This window comes from Actinomycetota bacterium (assembly GCA_040881665.1).
GTDB lineage: Bacteria > Actinomycetota > UBA4738 > UBA4738 > HRBIN12 > JBBDWR01.
The window spans coordinates 666,983-687,111 of sequence record JBBECT010000005.1 but is presented as its reverse complement, the minus strand read 5'-3'; the positions used below and the strand labels follow the sequence as shown (position 1 = coordinate 687,111).

General features: G+C 70.5%; 18 protein-coding genes. 12 read left to right on the top strand and 6 right to left on the bottom strand.

All coding sequences use genetic code 11. From position 1 onward, the window contains the following. The first annotated feature begins 10 nt into the window (after positions 1-10). From WEF05_09100 to WEF05_09060, 9 genes are read left to right on the top strand one after another with little or no spacing between them, the layout of a single operon-like run. Positions 11-535 (top strand): glycosyltransferase, encoded by a 525-nt coding sequence (locus tag WEF05_09100; GenBank protein ID MEX1102041.1) that lies wholly within the window; start codon positions 11-13, stop codon positions 533-535. Next, positions 532-1,545, top strand: a complete 1,014-nt coding sequence (locus tag WEF05_09095) for a sulfotransferase domain-containing protein (protein ID MEX1102040.1) — start codon at positions 532-534, stop codon at positions 1,543-1,545. Before WEF05_09100 ends, WEF05_09095 begins: the two co-directional genes overlap by 4 nt. Continuing rightward, a complete protein-coding gene (locus tag WEF05_09090; GenBank protein MEX1102039.1) occupies positions 1,542-2,507 on the top strand; it encodes a sulfotransferase in 966 nt (321 codons plus the stop codon). The genes WEF05_09095 and WEF05_09090 overlap by 4 nt, the downstream gene beginning before the upstream one ends. After that, positions 2,504-3,427: a glycosyltransferase family 2 protein gene (locus tag WEF05_09085; GenBank protein MEX1102038.1), complete on the top strand. Its 924-nt coding sequence runs from the start codon at positions 2,504-2,506 to the stop codon at positions 3,425-3,427. Before WEF05_09090 ends, WEF05_09085 begins: the two co-directional genes overlap by 4 nt. Then, positions 3,424-4,761 (top strand): O-antigen ligase family protein, encoded by a 1,338-nt coding sequence (locus tag WEF05_09080; protein MEX1102037.1) that lies wholly within the window; start codon positions 3,424-3,426, stop codon positions 4,759-4,761. The genes WEF05_09085 and WEF05_09080 overlap by 4 nt, the downstream gene beginning before the upstream one ends. Continuing rightward, on the top strand, positions 4,758-6,002 hold the full coding sequence (locus WEF05_09075; GenBank protein MEX1102036.1) for a hypothetical protein: 1,245 nt from the start codon (positions 4,758-4,760) through the stop codon (positions 6,000-6,002). The genes WEF05_09080 and WEF05_09075 overlap by 4 nt, the downstream gene beginning before the upstream one ends. Continuing rightward, the gene (locus WEF05_09070) at positions 6,002-6,877 is read left to right on the top strand and encodes a sulfotransferase domain-containing protein (GenBank protein MEX1102035.1); all 876 of its coding nucleotides are present in this window, start codon (positions 6,002-6,004) and stop codon (positions 6,875-6,877) included. Before WEF05_09075 ends, WEF05_09070 begins: the two co-directional genes overlap by 1 nt. A gap of 7 nt (positions 6,878-6,884) precedes the next feature. Beyond that, positions 6,885-8,435, top strand: coding sequence for an oligosaccharide flippase family protein (locus tag WEF05_09065; GenBank protein MEX1102034.1), 1,551 nt, complete (start codon positions 6,885-6,887; stop codon positions 8,433-8,435). Continuing rightward, positions 8,432-9,685: a hypothetical protein gene (locus WEF05_09060; protein MEX1102033.1), complete on the top strand. Its 1,254-nt coding sequence runs from the start codon at positions 8,432-8,434 to the stop codon at positions 9,683-9,685. Before WEF05_09065 ends, WEF05_09060 begins: the two co-directional genes overlap by 4 nt. A 14-nt stretch (positions 9,686-9,699) precedes the next feature. Here the strand turns inward: WEF05_09060 and WEF05_09055 are convergent, their stop codons facing one another. From WEF05_09055 to WEF05_09045, 3 genes are all read right to left on the bottom strand, one after another. Next, the gene (locus WEF05_09055; protein MEX1102032.1) at positions 9,700-10,698 is read right to left on the bottom strand and encodes a glycosyl hydrolase; all 999 of its coding nucleotides are present in this window, start codon (positions 10,696-10,698) and stop codon (positions 9,700-9,702) included. 163 nt (positions 10,699-10,861) lie between these two features. Continuing rightward, a complete protein-coding gene (locus WEF05_09050; GenBank protein ID MEX1102031.1) occupies positions 10,862-12,490 on the bottom strand; it encodes a polysaccharide biosynthesis tyrosine autokinase in 1,629 nt (542 codons plus the stop codon). 219 nt (positions 12,491-12,709) lie between these two features. Then, the gene (locus WEF05_09045; GenBank protein MEX1102030.1) at positions 12,710-12,904 is read right to left on the bottom strand and encodes a hypothetical protein; all 195 of its coding nucleotides are present in this window, start codon (positions 12,902-12,904) and stop codon (positions 12,710-12,712) included. A 150-nt stretch (positions 12,905-13,054) separates the two neighbouring features. On the opposite strand from WEF05_09045, the gene WEF05_09040 reads away from it, so the two are divergent. Next, positions 13,055-13,408: an LPXTG cell wall anchor domain-containing protein gene (locus tag WEF05_09040; GenBank protein MEX1102029.1), complete on the top strand. Its 354-nt coding sequence runs from the start codon at positions 13,055-13,057 to the stop codon at positions 13,406-13,408. Positions 13,409-13,527: 119 nt separating this feature from the next. On the opposite strand, the gene WEF05_09035 is transcribed toward WEF05_09040, so the two are convergent. Further along, positions 13,528-15,486, bottom strand: coding sequence for a DUF4012 domain-containing protein (locus WEF05_09035; protein MEX1102028.1), 1,959 nt, complete (start codon positions 15,484-15,486; stop codon positions 13,528-13,530). 102 nt (positions 15,487-15,588) lie between these two features. Between WEF05_09035 and pheA the strand changes: the two genes are divergently transcribed. After that, positions 15,589-16,413, top strand: coding sequence for a prephenate dehydratase (pheA, locus tag WEF05_09030; protein ID MEX1102027.1), 825 nt, complete (start codon positions 15,589-15,591; stop codon positions 16,411-16,413). Positions 16,414-16,485: 72 nt separating this feature from the next. Then, positions 16,486-18,084 (top strand): PQQ-binding-like beta-propeller repeat protein, encoded by a 1,599-nt coding sequence (locus WEF05_09025; protein MEX1102026.1) that lies wholly within the window; start codon positions 16,486-16,488, stop codon positions 18,082-18,084. A 21-nt stretch (positions 18,085-18,105) separates the two neighbouring features. Here WEF05_09025 and WEF05_09020 read toward each other — a convergent pair whose 3' ends face one another. Both WEF05_09020 and WEF05_09015 read right to left on the bottom strand, forming a co-directional pair. Next, the gene (locus WEF05_09020; GenBank protein MEX1102025.1) at positions 18,106-19,023 is read right to left on the bottom strand and encodes a rhomboid family intramembrane serine protease; all 918 of its coding nucleotides are present in this window, start codon (positions 19,021-19,023) and stop codon (positions 18,106-18,108) included. A gap of 44 nt (positions 19,024-19,067) precedes the next feature. Then, the gene (locus tag WEF05_09015) at positions 19,068-20,084 is read right to left on the bottom strand and encodes a hypothetical protein (protein MEX1102024.1); all 1,017 of its coding nucleotides are present in this window, start codon (positions 20,082-20,084) and stop codon (positions 19,068-19,070) included. Positions 20,085-20,129: the final 45 nt, after the last annotated feature.

Genomic DNA, 20,129 nt, shown 5'->3' with positions numbered 1-20,129 from the left:
CCCCTTCCCCATGACCACCGTGTTCGTCACCGTCGGCACCGAGACCTACCCGTTCCAGCGGCTGATCGGGTGGGTCGACACCTGGGCCGGATCCGCGGCCGCCGAGGGGGCCCGGGTCATCGTCCAGTACGGGACCGCACGTCCGCCGGTCCACGCCGAGGGGCACGACTACCTGCCCTTCGACCGTGTCCGGTCCCTGCTCGAGGAAGCCGACGCGGTCGTGTGCCACGGCGGCACCGGCAGCGTGATGCTCGCGCGCGCCGCCGGCCGGCTGCCGATCGTGGTGCCCCGTCTGGGGTCTGAGGGCGAACACGTCGACGATCACCAGGTCGAGTTCGCGCAACGGCTCGCGGGACTCGGGAAGGCCGTCCTCGCCGCGAACGAGGCAGACCTGACGAAGCTGCTGGATGCGGCCACTTCCGGCGCCAGGTCGTTCCGCGCGGAGTCCGGTGACCCGAACGTCACCGAAGCGATCGCTCGATTCGCGAGCCTCGTCGACGGCGTGGTGCCCGGCGAAGGGGGGTCGGGGGCATGAGCACCGCCAGGGTGCGCGTGCTGTTCATCGGCGGGTGGGGGCGCAGCGGGAGCACCCTGCTCGATCGGTTGCTCGGCCACGTGCCGGGAGTGGTCTCGCTCGGCGAGGTTCGGGAGATCTGGCTCCGCGGCGTCGTGGAGGACCGCCCCTGCGGCTGCGACCGGGCGTTCTCCGCGTGCCCGTTCTGGACGGAGGTGGGCGAGCGCGGCTGGGGTGGATGGAACCAGCTCGACGTGCACCGCGCGATCGAGCTGCAGAACGAGCTCGACAAGCCGTGGATGGTGCCGTTGCTCGCGATGCCGGGCGCGGCGGCGAGGGTCCGTCCCGGCACCCGCTCGCAGGTCGACACGTACCGGGCGATCCTCGACACGCTGTACGGGGCGATCGCCGAGACCGCCGGTCCGGACACACGCGCGCTCGTCGACTCGACGAAGATCCCCTCGCACGCGTACCTGCTCCGCTCGGTCCCCCGGGTCGACCTTCGGATGCTGCATCTGGTGCGCGATAGCCGCGGCGTCGCCTACTCGTGGCGCAAGCTCGTGCAGAAGAAGGTGTCGAAGGGCGATCCGGCCTACCTGCCGCGGTACGGGGTCGCCGGGTCGGCGGCGCGGTGGCTCGTGTACAACGCCGAGACTTCGGCGATCGCGCGGCTCGGGGTTCCGTACGCGTTCATGCGCTACGAGGATCTGATCGCCGATCCCGCCGGGCAGACCCAGCGGGCACTCGCGCTCGCCGGGGTCGTACCGGCGGCAGAGGACCTCGAGTTCCTCGACGGCCGGGAGGTCGAGCTCGCGCCCAGCCACACGGTGGAGGGCAACCCGATGCGCTTCACGTTCGGCCGCCGGACCCTCCGCGTCGACGACGAATGGCGTGCGGCGCTGCCCGCCCGCGACCGCATCGCGCTCACCGGCCTCACCCTGCCGGGACTGATCCGCTACGGGTACGGCGTCCGGGGACGGAACGGGACGTCGGTCCCGACGCCTTCGAACCTGGAGCAGGGCGCACCGTGAGCGCCGGCGCCCCTGCCTCCACGCCGGTGCTCTACGTGGGTGGTGCGGGCCGGTCGGGGAGCACCCTCCTGGACCGGATCGTGGGCCAGGTTCCCGGAGCCGTGTCGCTCGGCGAGGTCGTGCATCTGTGGGCGCGGGGGGTGCGGGACGACGAACGATGCGGGTGCGGCGAGGCGTTCTCCGCCTGCCCGTTCTGGACGAAGGTCGGGGACCTCGCGTTCGGTGGGTGGGACCGGATCGACGTGAACGAGGTCCTGGCGCTGCAACGCGCGGTGGATCGCAATCGATACGTCCCCCTGTTGCTGGCGCCGCGGACCGAACCGCGGTTCCGGGCGGCGCTCGAGCGGTACGGCTCCTACGTCGGCCGCGTGCTTCGGGCCGCGCGGGACGCGAGCGGTGCCGAGATCGTGATCGATTCGAGCAAGCATCCCAGCGCGGCCTACCTGTACCGGGCCGTCCCCGAGATCGATCTCCGGGCCGTCCATCTCGTCCGGGATCCACGGGGCGTGGCGTATTCTTGGACGAAACAGGTGGTCAAGCCCGAGATCGTGGGCCGCGACGAGCTGATGCCCTTGTTCCGGCCGGCGACGATGGCCGGGTGGTGGATCGGCTTCAACCTCCTGTTCGACCTGCTTCCCGTGACGGGGGTCCCGACGATGCTGGTGCGGTACGAATCGCTGATCGAGCGCCCGCGGGCACAGACCGAGCGCGTTGTGCGGTTCGCTCGTCTCCGCGCCGGGTCCGATGCTCTCGACTTCGTGACCGAGGGTGCGGGTGCGGCCGCCGTCGAGCTCGCGAGCGACCACACCGTCGCCGGCAATCCGATGCGGTTCGCGACCGGGCGCATCGACCTCGAGCTCGACGAGGCGTGGCGTCGCGAGCTGCCGGAGGCCGACGCGCGGATGGTCTCGCTGCTGACCCTTCCCCTGCTGCGCCGGTACGGCTACCGGAGGGACCCGTGAGCGACGGCGACCGCTGGCCGCGGGTGACCGCGATCGTTCCGACCCACGACCGAGCCGAGCTGCTCGCACGGGCCGTCCGCAGCGTGCAACAGCAGGACTACCCGGGTGAGATCGAGATCCGGATCGTGTTCGACCAGCAGGAACCCGAGCCGCCACGGGTGCCTGATGTCGCCGGCCGCACGATCACGCTCTCGGAGAACGAACGCAGCCCCGGCCTGGCCGGGTCCCGCAACACGGGGGTGCTCGCCGCGACGAGCGAGTTCCTCGCGTTCCTCGACGACGACGACGAGTGGCTCCCCTCCAAGCTCCGGCTGCAGATCGAGGCACTCCGGGCCCACCCCGATGCATCGCTCGCCACGTGCGGCATCTACGTGGTCAACCGCGGGCGCGAGATCGTCCGCCGCCCGCCCGGGCCCCGGGTGACGCTCGACCACCTCACCCGGTCGCGACGGATGGAGGTGCATTCCTCGACCCTCGCGATGCGCCGCGACCGGCTCGTCGAGGAGATCGGTCTCGTCGACGAGGAGATCCCCGGGAGCTACGGCGAGGACTACGACCTGCTGCTGCGGGCCGCGAAGGTCGCACCGATCGTCGCGGTTCCCGAGCCGCTCGCGCGTGTCCACTGGGCGGGATCGTTCTTCGCCGACCGGTGGGGGACGATCGTTCCTGCGCTCGAGTACCAGCTCGACAAGCATCCCGAGCTCTCGCGGGATCCGCGCAACCTCGGACGGATGTACGGTCGGATCGCGTTCGCGCACGCGGCGTCCGGTGACCGGGACGAAGCGCGCCGGTGGGCGAAGCGCTCGATCCGGCTCGACCCCCGCCAGCCTCGCGGGTACCTGGCCTGGGCCGTGTCCACCGGTGCGGTGCGTCCGGCGTGGGTGGTCAAGGCGGTCAATGCGACGGGGAGGGGCGTATGAGCTCGGTCGGCCTCGCCGTCGGCCCGCGTATCGGCGCTCCCCGCCTGCCCTATGGCTGGCCCTTCTACGTTGTGTTCGTCGGGTTCGCTTTCTGGTGGGTCCTCGGGTTCGGGGTGTTCGTCTGGTTCCTGATGGGCGCCGCGATGGGGCTTTCGCTGGTGATGCGCGATCGGGTCGAGGCACCGAAGGGGTTCGGCGTGTGGCTGCTGTTCCTCGGCTGGATGCTGTGCTCGGCGATCATGCTGGGCGAAGCGGGGCGCCTCGTGCCGTTCGGGTTCCGGGCGTTGCAGTACATCAGCGCCACGCTGTTGCTCCTGTACCTGTACAACGCGCCGCGCGAGCGGATGTCGGACAAGGCGATCGTGATGTCGGTGGCGGCCCTGTGGTCGATCGTCGTGCTCGGCGGCTTCCTCGGGGTCGTGCTGCAGGGGTTCGAGGCCGCGAGCCCGACGGAGCTGGCGCTGCCCGGCGGCCTGACCTCCAACGACTGGGTCCGCAACATGGTCCACCTGGAGTTCGCGCAGGAGTCGGAGTTCCTCGGCTACACGGCGCCGCGGCCGAAGTTCCCGTTCGAGTACACGAACGACTGGGGGGCGGCGATCGCGCTGCTCACCCCGTTCGCGATCCTCGGGTGGAAGTACCTGCGCACGCGTTCGGCGCGCAACCTGGCACGCGTCTTGCTGGCTCTCGCGGTCGTCCCGGTGATCCTGTCGATGAACCGAGGGCTGTGGGTCTCGCTGTCGATCGGCATCCTGTACGCCGCGCTCCGGATGGCCCAGCAGGGGCGGGGCAAACCGCTCGGCTACCTGCTGCTCGGCGTGGCCGTGATCGGCATGCTCGTGCTCTTCAGTCCGCTGCGCGGTGTGATCGAGGCGCGGATCGCCACCGGCCACAGCGACGAGGGGCGCTCGACCCTGTACGAGGAGGCCGCGACGGGCATCGCCGCGTCGCCCCTGTTCGGGTACGGGTCGCCGCGCGACTCCGAAGAGAACTCGAACCTGCCGTCGGTGGGAACGCACGGGCAATTCTGGCTCGTGGCGTATTCGAACGGGATCCCCGGGATCGTCTTCTACGTGTCGTGGTACCTGATCGCGTTATGGAGGATGCGCCGCGCCCGATCCGATCTGGTCCTGTGGTGCCAGGTGGTGGTGCTGATCGCGACGGTGCAGCTCGCGTTCTACGGCCAGTTGCCCGCCCAGCTGATGATCACGATGGTCGCGATGGCGCTCGGACTCCGCGCCGTCCGTGACGAGACCGCGATCCTCGAGGAGGAACGCCTCGCCGGGCTGCGCGCCGAAGCCGGTCTGTCCGGTAGCGCGGCGGCCGGCTCGTGAGCGACGCCGGCGCGACGACGCCGGCCGCGTCGACGACGGCCGACCCTCTCCGGTGGCTCGCCTCCGTCCTCTGGCCGGCTGCCCGTGTGCGCGCGGAGCTGGGGTCGCCACGGGTGGGCACGACGGCCGTCGCGTCGTACGCGATCGTGCCACGAGCCTCCGCTCCACGCCTGCTCGTGCCGGCCGGTGCGCCGCGGGCCGCCTCCGCGTCGCTCAATCAGTTCAACCACGGGATGGGAGCGACGGCGCGGCTGCGCAAGTCGGCGGCCGGCGCGGCCTTCCGTCTCGGCGTCGGCGCGCGTCTGTCCGCCGGCACCCTGCACATCGTGCTGCGCGCGGATGACGGCGTGTCCGCGGCGGGGAACGACGAGGCGATCGAGCCGTTCCTGCGAGAGACGCTCGGTGTACCGGACGCGGTGCTGTCGATCACCCTCGGCAGCGTACGGCCCAACGCGAAGCCGGTCGTGCAGGTGCTGCGGCCCTCAGGTCGGGTCGTTGCGTTCGCCAAGGTCGCCTGGAACGAGCTCACGCGCGCCCTGGTTGACCGCGAGAACGAGGTCCTCCGCGCGTGGAGCGATGCGCCGCCCCGGAACTTCGACGTCCCGGCACCGATCGGTCTCGTCGCGTTCGGAGGGTTCCCGGTCGGGATCGTGTCGCCCGCCCCGCAACCCCTCGTGCGGCGGGGCCCGAGGGGCGTTCCCCTGGAGGTCGTCCGCGAGATCGCGGATCGCGAACGGACCACGCCGCGGAGGATCGTGGACGAGCCCGGCTGGGCGGACCTGCGCCATCGGATCGAACGTTCCGGAGACGGGTCTGTGCAGGCCCGGGCCCGAGTGATCCTCGACGCGATGGAACGCCACCTCGCCGGCACCTCGGTGCCGTTCGGCTCGTGGCACGGCGATCTCGCTCCCTGGAACACCACGTGGTGGCGAGGACGGTGGACCGTGTGGGACTGGGAGCGCGCCGCGGCCGGCGTTCCGGTGGGGCTCGACGCGGTGCACTGGGAGGTGCAGGTCGCCTCGCACGCGAGCGGCCGCGACCTCCCGCGTGCGCTCGGCCTCGCGCGCGGTGCCGTCGTCGAGGCGCTGTCCGAGCTGCGGGCAGGGGACCCCGACGCCGTGCTCTCCTGGTACTTCGTCGAGCGGCTCGCGCGCTACGAGGAGGCCCGCGCCGCCGGAACCCTTCCCCCCGGCGACCGTGCTCCCGAGGGGGCGCTCGCCGTGCTCGAGGGGCTCGCCTGATGGCCGGGCGAAGCGAGACCCGCCTGCCCGACCCGGTCCGCAAGGCCGCGAAACGCGCCGGCCAGCGTGTCGCTCTCGCGACGAGCGGGATGCGGGTGCTGCCGGACTTCCTGATCGTCGGCGCGCAGCGCGCGGGAACCACCTCCCTGTATCGCTATCTCGCCGAGCACCCGAACGTCGCGCGAGTCGTGATGGGCAAGGGCGCGCACTACTTCGACGAGAACTACCTCCGGGGACTCGACTGGTACCGGGGCCATTTCCCGACCCGCGGGACCGCCCGTCGCGTGGAGCGCAAGACCGGGCACCCGCTCGTCACCGGGGAGGGAGCGCCGTACTACCTGTTGCACCCCGCGGTTCCGGAGCGGGTCGCCGCGACGGTTCCGCAGGTGCGCATCATCGCGATGCTGCGCGACCCGGTCGAGCGGGCCTACTCCCAGTACCAGCACGAGAAGGCCCGCGGCTATGAAGACCTGTCGTTCGAGGACGCCCTGGCGGCCGAGCCCGAGCGGCTCGCGGGGGAGCGCGAGCGGCTGCTCGCCGATCCCTCGTACGAGTCGCAGAGCTTCCAGCACCACTCGTACGCGACTCGTGGCCTCTACCTCGACCAGCTGCGAGCCTGGGCGCAGCACGTGCCGTCCGAACGAACCCTGATCCTCGGCAGCGAGGAGTTCTTCGCCGAGCCGGACGCGGGCTTCGCGCGGGTGCTCGCGTTCCTCGGTCTGCCCCCGCGTTCGTTGGGCGAGTACGGCAAGCACAACGCGCGCCGCTACACCGACATGCCCCCGGCCGCCCTCGAGCGTCTGCTCGAGACGTTCCGCGAGCCGAACCGTGCGCTGTTCTCCTTCCTGGGGAGGGAGTGTGCCTGGCGCTCGTGACGATCGGGTGCCGGGCGAGCCGGCATCGGGCCATCGCGCCGCGGACCTGGCGACGCTGGCCCGCGGTGGCCTGCTGAACCTCGTCGGCGCGATCGCGAGCGGGCTGTGCGGTTTCGGCCTCGTCGTGGTCTTGACGAGGGGTCTCGGCGCCGAGCGTGTCGGCGCGTTCTTCGTCGGGGTCGCGCTGTTCCAGATCCTCGCGAACACGGCCGAGCTCGGGTCGGACACCGGGCTCGTCCGGATGATCGCTCGCCACCGAGCGCTCGAGCGCCCGGACGAGCCCCGCCGGACCCTGCCGATCGCCTTCGTCCCGGTCGCGCTCGTCGGCGTGATCTTCGGCGGCGCGATGATCGTGTTCGCACCCGAGCTCGCCCGGGTCTTCTCGCGGAACTCCCCCCCGGCGCTCGTCGAGCCCTACGTGCGCTGGTTCGGGGTGTTCCTGCCCGTCGCGACGCTCCTGACGGTCACCCTCGCGGCCACGCGCGGTTTCGGGACGATGCTGCCGACGGTCGTCGTCGACAAGATCGGCAAGCCGTTGGCCCAGATCGTCCTCGCGCTGATCGCGGTCGCGCTCGGCGGCGAGGCGCTCGGCGTGTCGCTCGCCTACACGGTGCCGATGTTCGCCGGCATGGTCGTGGCGGTGGGCTGGCTGGCGGCGCTCGTCCGCCGCTGGGAGGCCTCCCGCCGGGACCCGGTGCAGGTTCGGCGGCGTTGGAACGAGCTCGCGGGGGAGTTCTGGCGCTTCACCGCCCCGCGCGGCTTCGCCGGGTTCTTCCAGGTGGGCATCCTGTGGCTCGACACCTTGCTCGTCGCCGCGCTCGCGTCGACCACCGCGGCGGGCGTGTACGGGGCGGCGACCCGGTTCATCCAGGTTGGGACGTTCGCCAACGTCGCGATCATCCAGGCGATCGGACCGCGGCTGTCGGAGGTGCTCGCCCGCGACGAACACGGCCGTGCCCAGCACCTCTGGCAGGGGGCGACGGCGTGGCTGATGCTCCTCGTCTGGCCCTTCTACTTCACCTTGATCGTGTTCGGCTCGACGGTGCTGGGCATCTTCGGCCCCGGGTTCGCACGGGGTGCGACGGCGCTCGCGATCATCGCCGGCGCGAGTCTGATCGCGAACGGTGTCGGCCCGGTCGACATCGTGCTGCTGATGGGTGGCCGCAGCGGGTGGCAGATGGCCAACACGGTGATCGCTCTCTCACTGAACATCCTGCTGAACCTGTTGCTGATCCCGCCGCTGGGGATCGAAGGAGCGGCGATCGCCTGGGCCGTGAGCCTGCTCGCCAACAACCTGTTGCCGCTCGTGCAGGTCTGGGTCTTCGACCGGCTGCACCCGTTCGGGCGCTCGTGGCTCCGCGTCGTTATGGCGTCCGTCGCCTGTGTGCTCGTTCCTTCGGTCGCGGTGCGGATCGTCGTCGGATCGAGTGTGACCGCCTTCCTCGCCGCATCGATCGTCGGGTACTCGGCCTATCTCGCCGTCGTCTGGCGCTCGCGGCGTGTGCTCGAGCTCGATGCCTTCCGCGAGGCGATCAAGCGCCGGGGTTCGAAGGCGTGAGCGCGCCCGCGCCGGGGGACCGGCTCGACTGGCTCACCTCCGTTCTGTGGCCCACGGACACGGGGGGCCGCGCGATCGTGGGTGGCGACCGCGCCGGTGCTGCGAACGAGTCCTACCTCCTGGTCCCGGATCGGCGGCGGGCGCGCTTCCTCGTCCCGGCCCGGCCGCGCCGCGCCGCCGCGGCGAGCGTGCGGGCCTACAACCGTCTCCGGGATCCGCGCACCCGGTTCGCCCGCGCGGCTCTCGGGGCGGCGCTGGCCACCGGGATCGCTCCCGTCGCGTTGCGCGACCGGCTCACGGTCGTGTCCGAGGAGGGCGGGCCGAGCCTTCTCGAGCACCTCCGGACCGAGGTGTTCGGCGGCCGCGACGTCGTCGCGGCGATCGGCGTCGGGAGCCCCGGCCCCTTCCGCAAGCCCGTGCTGCAGCTCTTCTCGTCTCGCGGCGTTCCCGTCGGCTTCGCGAAGGTGGGATGGAACGAGGTGACCCGCGAGCTCGTCGCGACCGAGGCCGACCTGCTCGCGCGGTGCGGGCAGGCCGCGTCGTCGTCGTTCGCGACCCCCGAAGTGTTGCACCGTGGCCGATGGAACGATCTGGAGCTGTCGGTCGCCGCTCCGCTGCCCGTCGGGGTTCGCCGATGGCGGCCGTGGAGGGCGCTCCCGCCCCTGGACGTGACGCGGGCGATCGCCGACCTCGCCGACGGAGGTGCGCGCGACGAGACGCTCGCGGGTTCGTCGTACTGGACGGGCGTGCGCGAACGTCTCGCCGTCCTGCGCGCGCCGGAACGCTCGGGAGCGAGGCCGGCCCCGAGGGCTGAAGGGTCGCTCGTCGAGGTGGCGGACACGCTCGCCGACGCGATCGAGTCCCGCGCGGGGGACCGAACGGTCCGCATCGGCGCCTGGCACGGGGACTGGTCTCCGTGGAACTTCGCGCGCGACGACGGACGCTTCGTCGTGTGGGACTGGGAACACGGTGGTCTGTACGCACCGCTCGGGTTCGACGTCCTGCACTTCCACTTCCAGCTGGCGTTCATCGGGGACGGACGCGACCTCGACGTCTCGCTGTCGGAATCGGCCGCGGCGGCGGGCCCGGCGCTACGCTCCCTCGGGATCCCCGACCCTGAGGCCGTCGCCTCGCTGCACGCGCTCGAGCTCGTCCTTCGGTACGAAGGGGCACGCCGGGCCGGATCGGGCACCAACCCCCGGTTCCACGGTGCGGCCCTCGCCGCCCTTCGGGAGCGCGTCCCCCGCTGATCCGGGCGCGTTGGTCAGTGTCCGCGGGTGCGGAAGTACGCGCTGCGAGCCACCGAGCCGAACGCGGACAACGAGCGGGGACTCGAATCGACCCACCACGGATAGATCGAGTCCGAGTGGAAGTAGACGAACGCACGGATCTTCGGGAACCGCCGCTTCATCGAGGTCTTCGCCTTCAGGAACCACCGACGCTTCCGCCCGTCCTTGCGCCGGTCTTCCTGGACGCCGGTCTCGCCCACCATCATGGGCTTGTCGAGCTTGACACCCCACCGGTAGAAGTCGGTGAAGATCTCGGCGAAGCTGCGCCACTTCGAGCCGCGCTTGCCCGGGAACCAGTTGTAGCCGTCGGCGCACAACCAGTCGACGTACCGTTTCCCCGGATAGAAGCGCTGGGCGCGCCCCTCGGTGAAGGCCCAGCCGTTCGGGCACCAGCTCCACGCCGCGTTTGTCGCTCCGCGCCGGACGAAGATGTCGTGGACGTGCCGCCACGCCTTGATGTACTGGCTCGGGCTCGCGATCAGCTCCGGCTTGCCGTCCATCTCCCAGAAGAACCGGAGGATCACCGGCGCTCCGAGCTCCCGGACCGCGTCGGCACGCTGACGGATCATCGTGTCGTAGCGGCCGCCTGCGATCGCGCCCGCCGAGGTGCCGTTCCAGGAGATCATCGGGATACCCCCGCGCCGCAGGCTCCACGGCTCGCGCCAGGTCGGGAACGGCTTGTCGAACGCGTAGTAGAAGTGATTGACGTCGAGCTGGCGTCCGGTCTTGCGTTCGAGGTCGCGGATCGCGAACTTCTGCTCGTCCATGCTCCATCCGGTCCGGGGATTCACCCACGAGCCGAACAGCGACCCGCGCTTGGGGACGAGCCCCGCGACCCGCTCCCGGATCTCGACCCCACCCCGGCGGACCAGCTTCGCCTCCGCGCCGGTGATGCCCGACAGCACCAGGGCCGTGGTGAGCGCGGCGACGATCGCGACCGAGGGTGTGCGCCGACGTCGTTCGGTTGGGTTCATCACGATCCCCCTGCGGTTCCTCCCCGTGCGTCTTTCGGGGTATCGGCGTGCTCACACGGGCCTTGAGCAGGGGGGATGCGTGCCGGAGAGGAGGGAGCGGGATCGGTTGTACGGCAGTGGATAGCCTGAGAGAGGTCCGGTCAGAGGAGCGGGATGAACGGTCTCAGCGGCGCTTCGAGCGCGCGCCGCGGCCGGAGCGGGCCGACGACTCGGACCCGCTGCCGTTGCCCTCGGTCGGTGCCTCCGGATGCTGCTCGTACATCTCGTAGCTCTGGTAGCCGTACGAGCTCGGCGCCTTCGAGGGGTCGAAGTTGTTGAGGACGGCTCCGAGCACGGTCGAACCGATCCGATCGAGCTCCAGCCGGGCTTGCGCGATCGCGCCGCGAGGGGTGCTCTCGGAGTCGGTCACGAGGATCACGCCGTCGACATGCGGTGCGATCGCGAGGCTGTCGGCGACGGCCAGCATCGGCGGGCCGTCGATGATCGTGATGTCGCTGACCTTGCGGCACTCGTCGATGAAGTCCTGCATCCGGTGTGACTGCAGCAGCTCGGCCGGACGCTCGGGGATCGGTCCGGAGACGAAGACCCACAGGTTCTCGATCCCGGTATCGCGCGGGCCGATCCGGATCGTCTCGTCCTCCGCCGTGAGGATGTCCGACAGACCTCGCGAGTTCGGCAGCCCGAAGAACTGATGCAGGCGAGGGCGACGCAGGTCGGCCGAGACGAGGACGACCCGCTTGCCGGCGTTCGCGAGGCTGACGGCGAGGTTGGCCGCGGTCGTGCTCTTGCCTTCTCCGGCGAGGGCGCTCGTGATCAGGACCGTCTTGACTCCCTGCCGGCCGGCCATCGCGAGGATCGTGGTCCGCAGGGATCGGTAGGCCTCGGAGCTGGAAGCCTTCGGGTCGACGACGCTGATCAGCTTGGTCGAGCGGCGGTCGGTCCATCCATCGATCTGCGGAACGATCGCGAGCACCGGCGCGGCGAAGGCTTCCTCCAGATCCTGCCGGCTTCGCGCACGCTCGTCGGTGCGTTCCCGAAGGAACGCGAGCCCGATCCCGAGGAAAACGCCCAGGAACAGCCCGGCCGCGATGTTCAGCTTGTGATTCGGACTGCTCGGGTTCGCTGGGATCGCTGGCGTCCCGAGGACGCTGCCGGGGTTCGTGTTCAGTTGCAGGAACTGGATCGTCTGCTCCCACTCGGTCTCGAGCCCGAAGATCGCCTCCTCGGTCGTGGCGCTGTCCGCGGCGTCGTTCAGGTCTTCGATGACTTCCCTGAGGGTGGCCGTCGACGCCTCGATCCGCACCTTCCGGTCAGCCTCGGCGAGGGTTTGCCGGTATGCGAGGTAAGCGTCCGCAACCGCCTTCGCGCCGGCGGCCGCATCCTCCGGATCGGTATCGGTGTAGGTGATCTCCAGGATCTGCGACTCCGTTGGGAACGCGACGGCCGTATGACGCTGCACGTTCTGCGGGTCCGTGCGCAGGGTTCGGGCCGCGATCTCCTCGACCTCGGTGGAGCCGGCGATCTCCTTCTCGGTGTCGAGGTTGACGAGCTCGGCGACGCTGCTCGAGCCGAGCTCGCTCACGTCGACACCCGTCGGCTGCACGAGGACCGTCGCCTTGGATGAATACGCGGGCGTGCGGGTGAAGCTATAGGCGGCCGCCAGGCTCACGGCGGCGAGGATGCACAGGGCGATCGTCTTCTTCTGGTTGCGGAAGACCTGCAGGTAGGCGCGAAGGTCGATCGTGCCCTCAGGGGTCTCCGAGCGGCTGGTGCTGTAGTGCTCGGGGGGCATCCGGATCCTCTCGTCCCTCGGTCGTCACTCTACGCCGGCCCACGCCCGGGGGGTGACGGGAGCGTTCGACCTGGTCAGTGTACGGAGGGGTCCGTACGTGAACAACCACCCCCATGCCTGACGCCCGACGCCGGCGTGTGTGCTTCCCGTGGTGCTTCGGCATCCGGGCGAGCGACCTCAAGGGTGCGGCGGATCCGAAGCCGTCGAACCGACGCTCGGTCAGTGGCCGACAGGCTCGAGGACGCGGCACTCGGCGCAGGCGCGGCCGCCGGTCTCGAGGGTGTGCGCGCAGTCGGCTCGATCGGCCGCGAGGAAGGCCGTCGCCAGCCATCCTTCGGCTTCGTCCAGCTGCCCCGCGGCCACCGAGTCGGCGAAGGCCGTGGCGAGACGGTCGAGTTTCGTGTTCCTGCGCATAGGGTAGGTATCGGCTCGTGCCTGGGAGGGATTGACCCGGATGCCGGCGTTTCAGCCTTTCGGCCTATATCCGCTGGCAGGGGGGACGACCATCGTCGGTTCTATTGCCCCCACCTGGGTGCAACAGCTAGTATGCTCGGACTACGAGAAATGCCCGACCGGGAGGCGCCCCTCCGGGCGGGCGAGAAAGGCAGAAGGCATATGAAGCGGGCAACAGCAGTCATCGGTGCGATGGTCGTTTCGGCGACCATGTTCTTGATGGTGACGGCGGGAACCGCGACGGCCGCCTGCAACGATTACCCCCCGAAGCCCAACTGCGTTGAAGCGGCTGGCGACTCGAACAACGCGAACAACGCGAACAACGTCGTCAAGTCCGCGGGAGACACCGCCTTCACCGGCGGCGATGTCTCGATGTGGATGGTCCTTCTCGGGGTGTTGATCGTTGCAGGTGTGGCAACGCTGATGATCGCGCGCCGGCGTTCGGCCGCGACGCACAGCGAGTAGGCCGCCCGCACCCATCGATCGTTCGGAAGCCGGGTCTTCGCGACCCGGCTTTCCGCGCGTCCGGAGACGTCGGCCGGGTCCGATGTGGATGGGTCGCGCGGAAGGTTCAGACCGTGGGTTTATGAAACCCAGCGGGTGAGGTTGCGCCACCAACGACCCGGAACCGGTGCCGAGAAGTCAACGTCGACCTCGACCCGCGCTCCCGGCTCGCCCTCCCACACGGCGATCCCGTCTCCGAGTTCGACCCCGTCACCTGCGTGCGTGAACGCCATCCCGTCCGGCGGACGGATCTCGACACGCAGACGCGTGGGCTCCACCGTCGTCTGGTTCGCGAAGACGAGCCGGTAGGTCCCGCCCGACGAATTCCCGGTCCACGCGGAGGCTAGCCGGGTGTCGACCCCGAGCGTCTGTTGCTCGCCGGCGGGGATCGAGAACACGTCCCGCACGTACGGGATGCCGCCGAAGTCTCCGGTCGCGGCCGGCTCGACGTCGGCGCCGCCGCGCTGCAGCCGGTCGAGCGCACAGCCCGGCGCACAGAGCACGTCGACCAGTGCGAACGTCTCTCCGGCTTCGAAGCGCCCGTCGAACGGTCCGATCACGTACTTGGGGAGTCCGGACGCCGGCGCGCCGTTCGCGATCGTGATCTCGGTGCTGCCCCGCCCGGTGCCGTCCGAGAGCAGGTCCACCGTGTAGTTCACGGTTCGCGACTGGTAGTAGTCGACCTTGTTCCCGGCGCCGTTGTTCATCACGACCGCCAAGAAGTCCTCGCCCTCGGTGACGCGGAGGTCGCCGGCCGCCCCGACCGCCTGCAGACCCTCCTGCATCGTGGGGTCGGTGCTGTAGACGGTCAGGTGACCACCCGCCGCGGCCTCGCCGAGCGCGCGGATGCCGTCGATCCCCTCGCCACCCGCGAGGAACCGGAGGAACACCTCCTGGGCTGCCTCGCCGAGGACCGCCTTGCGCGTCGCCGGGTCCGGGTACTCGCTGTACGCCTCGTTCGCGGTGAACGCGACGACGTCCTCGGCTGTGAGCTCTACCCCGAGATCGCGCAGCTCGACCGGTCCGGTGACCTCGAGGAGCTTCGCGAGCGCGAACGGATCGACCTCGATCGCTCCGTCCAGCCGCTGCCCGGTCTCCGCTTCGTACTGCTCGACGATCCGCGGGCCCACGTCGCCGGCGAAATCGGGGGACAGGTTCACGTTCTGCCATGCGGCCGGGTCGGACAAGGTCTGGACGGGGAGGAACTCCCCGAACCGGAACCGCCCGTCGGCGACCGTCATGATCGAGTACGCGCCCAGGATGCCGCCGGTGCCACGCAGCTCCGCGGGACTCTCGGCGGCGACGAAGTAGCGAGCCGTTCCGTCGCCTCCGAGGAACGTCGGCAGTCCCTCGAGCAGCAGGCGGCCGGCGTGGACCGCGTCGTCGGCGCGGTCGACCCCCTCGGCCGCGTCGCGTCGCGCCTCGCCCAGCGGCCCGACGAGCAGGGTGGATGGAGCACCCTCGATCGCCTCCACCGCGGCGTTCGTGTGGACCTCCGCCTGCTCGGCTGCCGCCGAGAGCGTCGCGATCGGTGCCAGGGGCACGCGCCCGTTCTCCGGCGATAGTGACCCGAGCCCGTCCGGGAGCGAGGCGATCCCGTCGGTCAGGACCGTTCCCGCCGCCGCGAGCTCCTCGCCGGCGGTCGTGATGCCCTCGACCGCCCGCGGGGTGCGTCCGATCAGCGGAACGGCTCCGACGATCGTGTAGGCGGGACCGGACGCCGCACGCTTCGCGTCGGCGAACGCGTTCTGCGCCTCGGCGAACGAACGCCCGGCGACGCCGAGATCACCGTCCGTGACGGCGTCCTGCGCCCGGTCGAGGGCGTCGCGTCCTTCGGTCAGGCGTTCGCGGATCCCGATCGTCTGGATCGCGGCGAACACGGTAGCGAGCCCGAGGAGGACCACGAGCACGCCGAGCACCCACAACACGATGCGGCGGATCCGGCGGCGGCGGGCGGCGCGGGCGGCGGGGTCGCGACGCTCGCCGGGGGGGTCCCGACGTGCGTGCCCGTTCGTCGTCGCGGTCGGGTGCTCGGTCATCCGTGTCGCCTCGCCGGGAGTCGGCGTTCCTCCTCCGGCGCAGGTGGGAGGGCAAAGCCCGGCGACTGAGCGTAGCAGCCCCGTTGGTAGGCTTGCGCTCCCATGAAGGTGGCCTATCAAGGGGAACCCGGTGCCTACAGCGAGCGAGCGGTGCTCGCGCTGTTCCCCGAGGCCGATCCGTTGCCGTGCGAGACGGTGCGGCTCGTCTTCTCGCGGGTGACCTCCGGGGAGGCCGACGTGGGGGTCGTGCCGGTCGAGAACTCCCAGGCGGGCTCGGTCAACGAGACCTACGACCTGCTCCTGCGCACCTCGATGCTACGGATCAGCGGCGAGGTGGTCGTACGCATCGACCATGCGCTGCTGGCTCCGCCCGGGGCCCGCCTCGAGGACGTGAAGCGGGTGCTGTCGCACTGGCAGGCGCTCGCACAGTGCGAGGAGTTCCTCAACTCCCTCGGGGCGGACATGGTGTCGGTGCACGACACCGCCGGGGCGGCGCGGCTGGTCTCCGAGCACGGCGATCGCACCGAGGCGGCGGTCGCCAGCGTCGAAGCGGGGGAGCGGTTCGGTCTCGCGGTGCTCGCCGAGCACATCCAGACCCATCCGGAGAACTTCACGAAATTCGTCGTGATCGCGAACGGCGACGGCGTCGACCTCGGCGTGCCGGACAAGACCTCGCTCGTGATGGCAGTGCACGATCGTCCGGGGTCGTTGCTCGCCTCGCTCGCGCCGTTCGCCGCGCACGACGTGAACCTCACCAAGCTCGAATCGCGGCCGAGGCCCGGGGCGCCGTTCGAGTACGTTTTCTACGTCGACTTGGGTCGCTCCGCCGCGGACGCGGACGTCCGAGCTGCGCTCGAGGAGGCCGGCAAGCACACCTCGCTGCTGAAGGTGCTGGGGACCTACCCCGCCCGCCCGACGCCCGTCTAGCGGCGCGGATCGCGTTGCGTGCGGGGGCATCCGCCCAGCTCCGAACGCGACGCCCCCGCTACCATCTGCGGGATGCAGCAGCCCCCCACGCAGGTGCGGAAGCGGACGCGGCGGCCGCCTCCGTTCGGAACGGTCGTCGTGGTTCTGGCCGTGATCGCGCTCCTCGTGATCGGCGTCCGGGCCGTGCTCGGTGGCGACGACCCGGGGGACGGACCCCAGCTCGCCGAGGCGTTGGCCGATCCTTCGGCATCGGCGACGACCCCGCCCTCCGATGAACAGACGCCTCGGTCCGAGCCCGACCCGAACGTCGATGCCGCCGGCGTGCGGACCCCCGGACCGATCAACACCGAGGTCGAGGGGATCACGACGTTCCGGGGCAACGCGAGCCGCACCTACTACGGCGAGGGTCCCCTCCCGACGCGGCCGAGGGTCCTGTGGCGCTACCCGACGGCGGGCGGACTGTGCTCGCAATCGTCGAACCTGGGTGAGACGACGACGTGGTGCGGCACCGGATGGACCGGCCAGCCGAACGTGCTCGTCGACCGCAAGGGGAACGTCGAGGTCCGGATCGGCGCCTACGACGGGAACTACCACTTCATCGACGGGAAGAACGGCAAGGCGTTGAAGCAGCCGTTCCGCACCGGTGACCTTGCGAAGGGATCGGCGACCTCGGATCCGGACGGGTTCCCGCTGTACTACGCGGGCTCGCGCGACAACAACTTCCGGGTGATCTCGACCCAGGGCGGCAAGGCGACCGAACTGTGGTCGGTCAACGCCGACACGAGCGTGCCCAGCGGCGGTCTCTGGAACGACGACTGGGACGGGGCGGCGCTCGTCATCGACGACTACCTGCTCGCGGGAAGCGAGAACTCCTGGTTCTACGTCGTGAAGCTCAACCGGGACTACGACAGCGACGGCAAGGTCACTGTCGATCCCCGCATCGTGACGACGTTCCCCGGCTACGACGATGAGCTGCTGGCCCAGCTTGGGGACGATGACGTCTCGATCGAAACCTCGCCCTCGTTCCACGACGGAGTGGTCTACTTCTCGAACTCCGGTGGGCTCGTGCAGGGATGGGACATCTCCAAGATCCTCGCCGGCCGCAGCGACGACGCGCGGCGCGTGTTCCGCTTCTGGACCGGCGACGACACGGATGCCTCGATCGCGATCGACGAGGAGGGGATGCTCTACGTCGCGAGCGAGCTGCAACGGTTCAACGCCACGGCCGCACGGAACGGCCAGCTGATGAAGCTGGACCCGAACAAGCGGACCCCCCTCGTGTGGAGCGTCCCCGTCACCGAGCAGGGCGGCGACGGGCTCGGTGGTATCTGGGCCACCCCGGCGATCTACGACGGCATGGTCTACGTGAGCACGAACTACGGCGAGCTGCTCGGGGTCGACCAGGCCAGCGGGAAGGTGCGCTGGCGGATCAAGCTTCCCGGCCCCACCTGGTCCTCGCCGGTGCCGATCGACGGCGTGTTGCTGCAGGGCGATTGCGAGGGCGTCCTGCACGCCTACGACATCTCGAAGAACCCGCGGAAGCAGCCGAAGGAGCTCTGGGACGTCCGACTCGGGGGGTGCATCGAGGCCACCCCGGCGGTGTGGGACGGCAAGATCTACGTCGGGACCCGCGCCGGCGGCATCTACGGCATCGGCGACAAGCGCGGCTGAGCCAGCCCGAGGAAGAGATCGTCAGAGGACGCCGGGGAACTGATCCCGCAGCTGAGCGGTTCGAACCATCGCAGCGACGACACCGACGGCGAGCAGTCCGGCGAGTCCCGCGACCGTCACGATCGTCCGGGTCTGCCGCGGGCGGCTCGGGTCGGTGACCCACCCCGCAGCGAGACCGGCGACGAGTCCTCCGAGGTGGGCTCGCCAATCGATGCCCTCGATCACGAAGCCCAGCACCACATTGAGCACGACGAAGAACAGCGCCTGCTGCAGTTGTGCGTTCGCCATCATCTGTCCGCGTCGCCGGTAGGCATAGGCGATGAAGGCACCCGCGAGGCCGAAGATGGCTCCGGATGCGCCGACGCCGACGACCACCACGGGCCCGAGGACGTATGACGCCACGCTCGCGAGGAAGCCGGTGACGAGGAACATCGCGAGCATGCGGGCGCTGCCGAACGCGCGCTCGACCTGCGAGCCGAAGACCCACAGCACCCACGCGTTGAACGCGATGTGGAACAACCCCGCGTGCAGGAACATCGGTGTCACCAACCGCCAGTACTCGCCGGCCGCGACCGCCGGGGGGAACAGGCCGCCGATGTTCGCGAGCTGCTGGGGGTCGGGCCCGGTCGCCAGCGCGCCTGCGCCGGCGGAGACGAGCTCGAGGACGAACACGCCGATCAGGATCGCGAGCAGCACCTTCGTCACCGACAGCGACCAGGTCGCGGTGTCCCGGATCGCCTGGCCGGCGCCCTGACGGAACTCCTTGCGAGCGTCCTCGACGCACTCCGGACAGTGGAATCCGACGGGGGCGGGGATCATGCACTGCGGGCAGATCGGCCGGTCGCACCGCGTGCAGCGCACGCCGGTCCGCTCGTCGGGGTGGCGGTAGCAGGGTTCGAGGCCCGGCGGGGCAGGAGGGATCGGCGGGGTGGGCTCCATGGCGTCCATCGTACGGGCCGCGACGCGGTTCGCGGTGGCCGCGCCTACGCGGGCCGGGTGCCCGCCGGGAGCTTCGGGAGCCGCTCGAGCGCAGCCTCGACCTCTGCCGGGTCGAACAGGGCTCCCCAGCGATCGACGATCGCGCCCTTCGCGTCGATCAGGAACAGCCAGGGCTCGGTCAGGGTGTCGTTGCGGTAGAGCCAGTCGGCGGCGGCCTGGTTCAGCACCTGCTTCTCGAAGTCGCGCCAGATCTCGACGTGGATGAACGCTGCCCGGTCGCCGAACCGCCGCTGGAGGTCCTCGATCTCGTCGATGACCGGTCCGCAGAACTGGCTCTGGCAATAGGCCGGGGTCGCGAAGCTCACGAGTGCCGGGACCCCGTCGTCGACCGCGCCGGCGATCGTCCACTCGTGGAGGGCACGGTCGGGTACCTCCCCGAGCGCGTCGGCACGCGAGTCGAGGCCCCCGAGCGGGAACCCCTTCTCTCCGAGGACGTGGTTCTCGGTCCGCAGGGCGTCGTCGCCGACGGCCGGCAACTGGGCCTTCGGGATCACCGGGAAGGCGGCGGAACCGGTCGCCGCGCGACCGTCGTCGAGCCGGGCGGTCACGTCCACCTGCCAGAAGCCGGGATCGGCGAACACCGCCTCGGCTTGGTAGACGCCGCGTCCTTCGGAGGGGGGAACCAGAGCCGCGCCGCGGGACGGGTCGTCGGGGCCGCCGGGAGTCGGGATGAACCGTCCCGTCGTCTCGCCGAGTGGCTCGGGCTCGGTCGGCTCCTCCTCGGTCCCGAGGTAGGACAGCGTCATCTCGACCTCACCGAACGCCAGGAATAGGTTCTCCGGCTGCTGCAGGAGTCCGACCAGCAGCCGCTCCTGATCGCCGGCGACCACGTCCGCGCTCGCGACCTCGGCGTAGAGCTCGACCGCGTCACCCGAGGACGGGTCGGCTTCGGGTGACGCGTCGTCCCCGGTGCAGCCGGCGACCAGGGCGATCGCGAGCACGAAGGCGATCACCCGGCCCAGGCGAAACCGCGGCAGGTGGTGGCGCGTCAGGAGATGCATGTGCCCATGTTCCCAGGCGAGGGGGGTTCCGTCGCGCGCTGGATC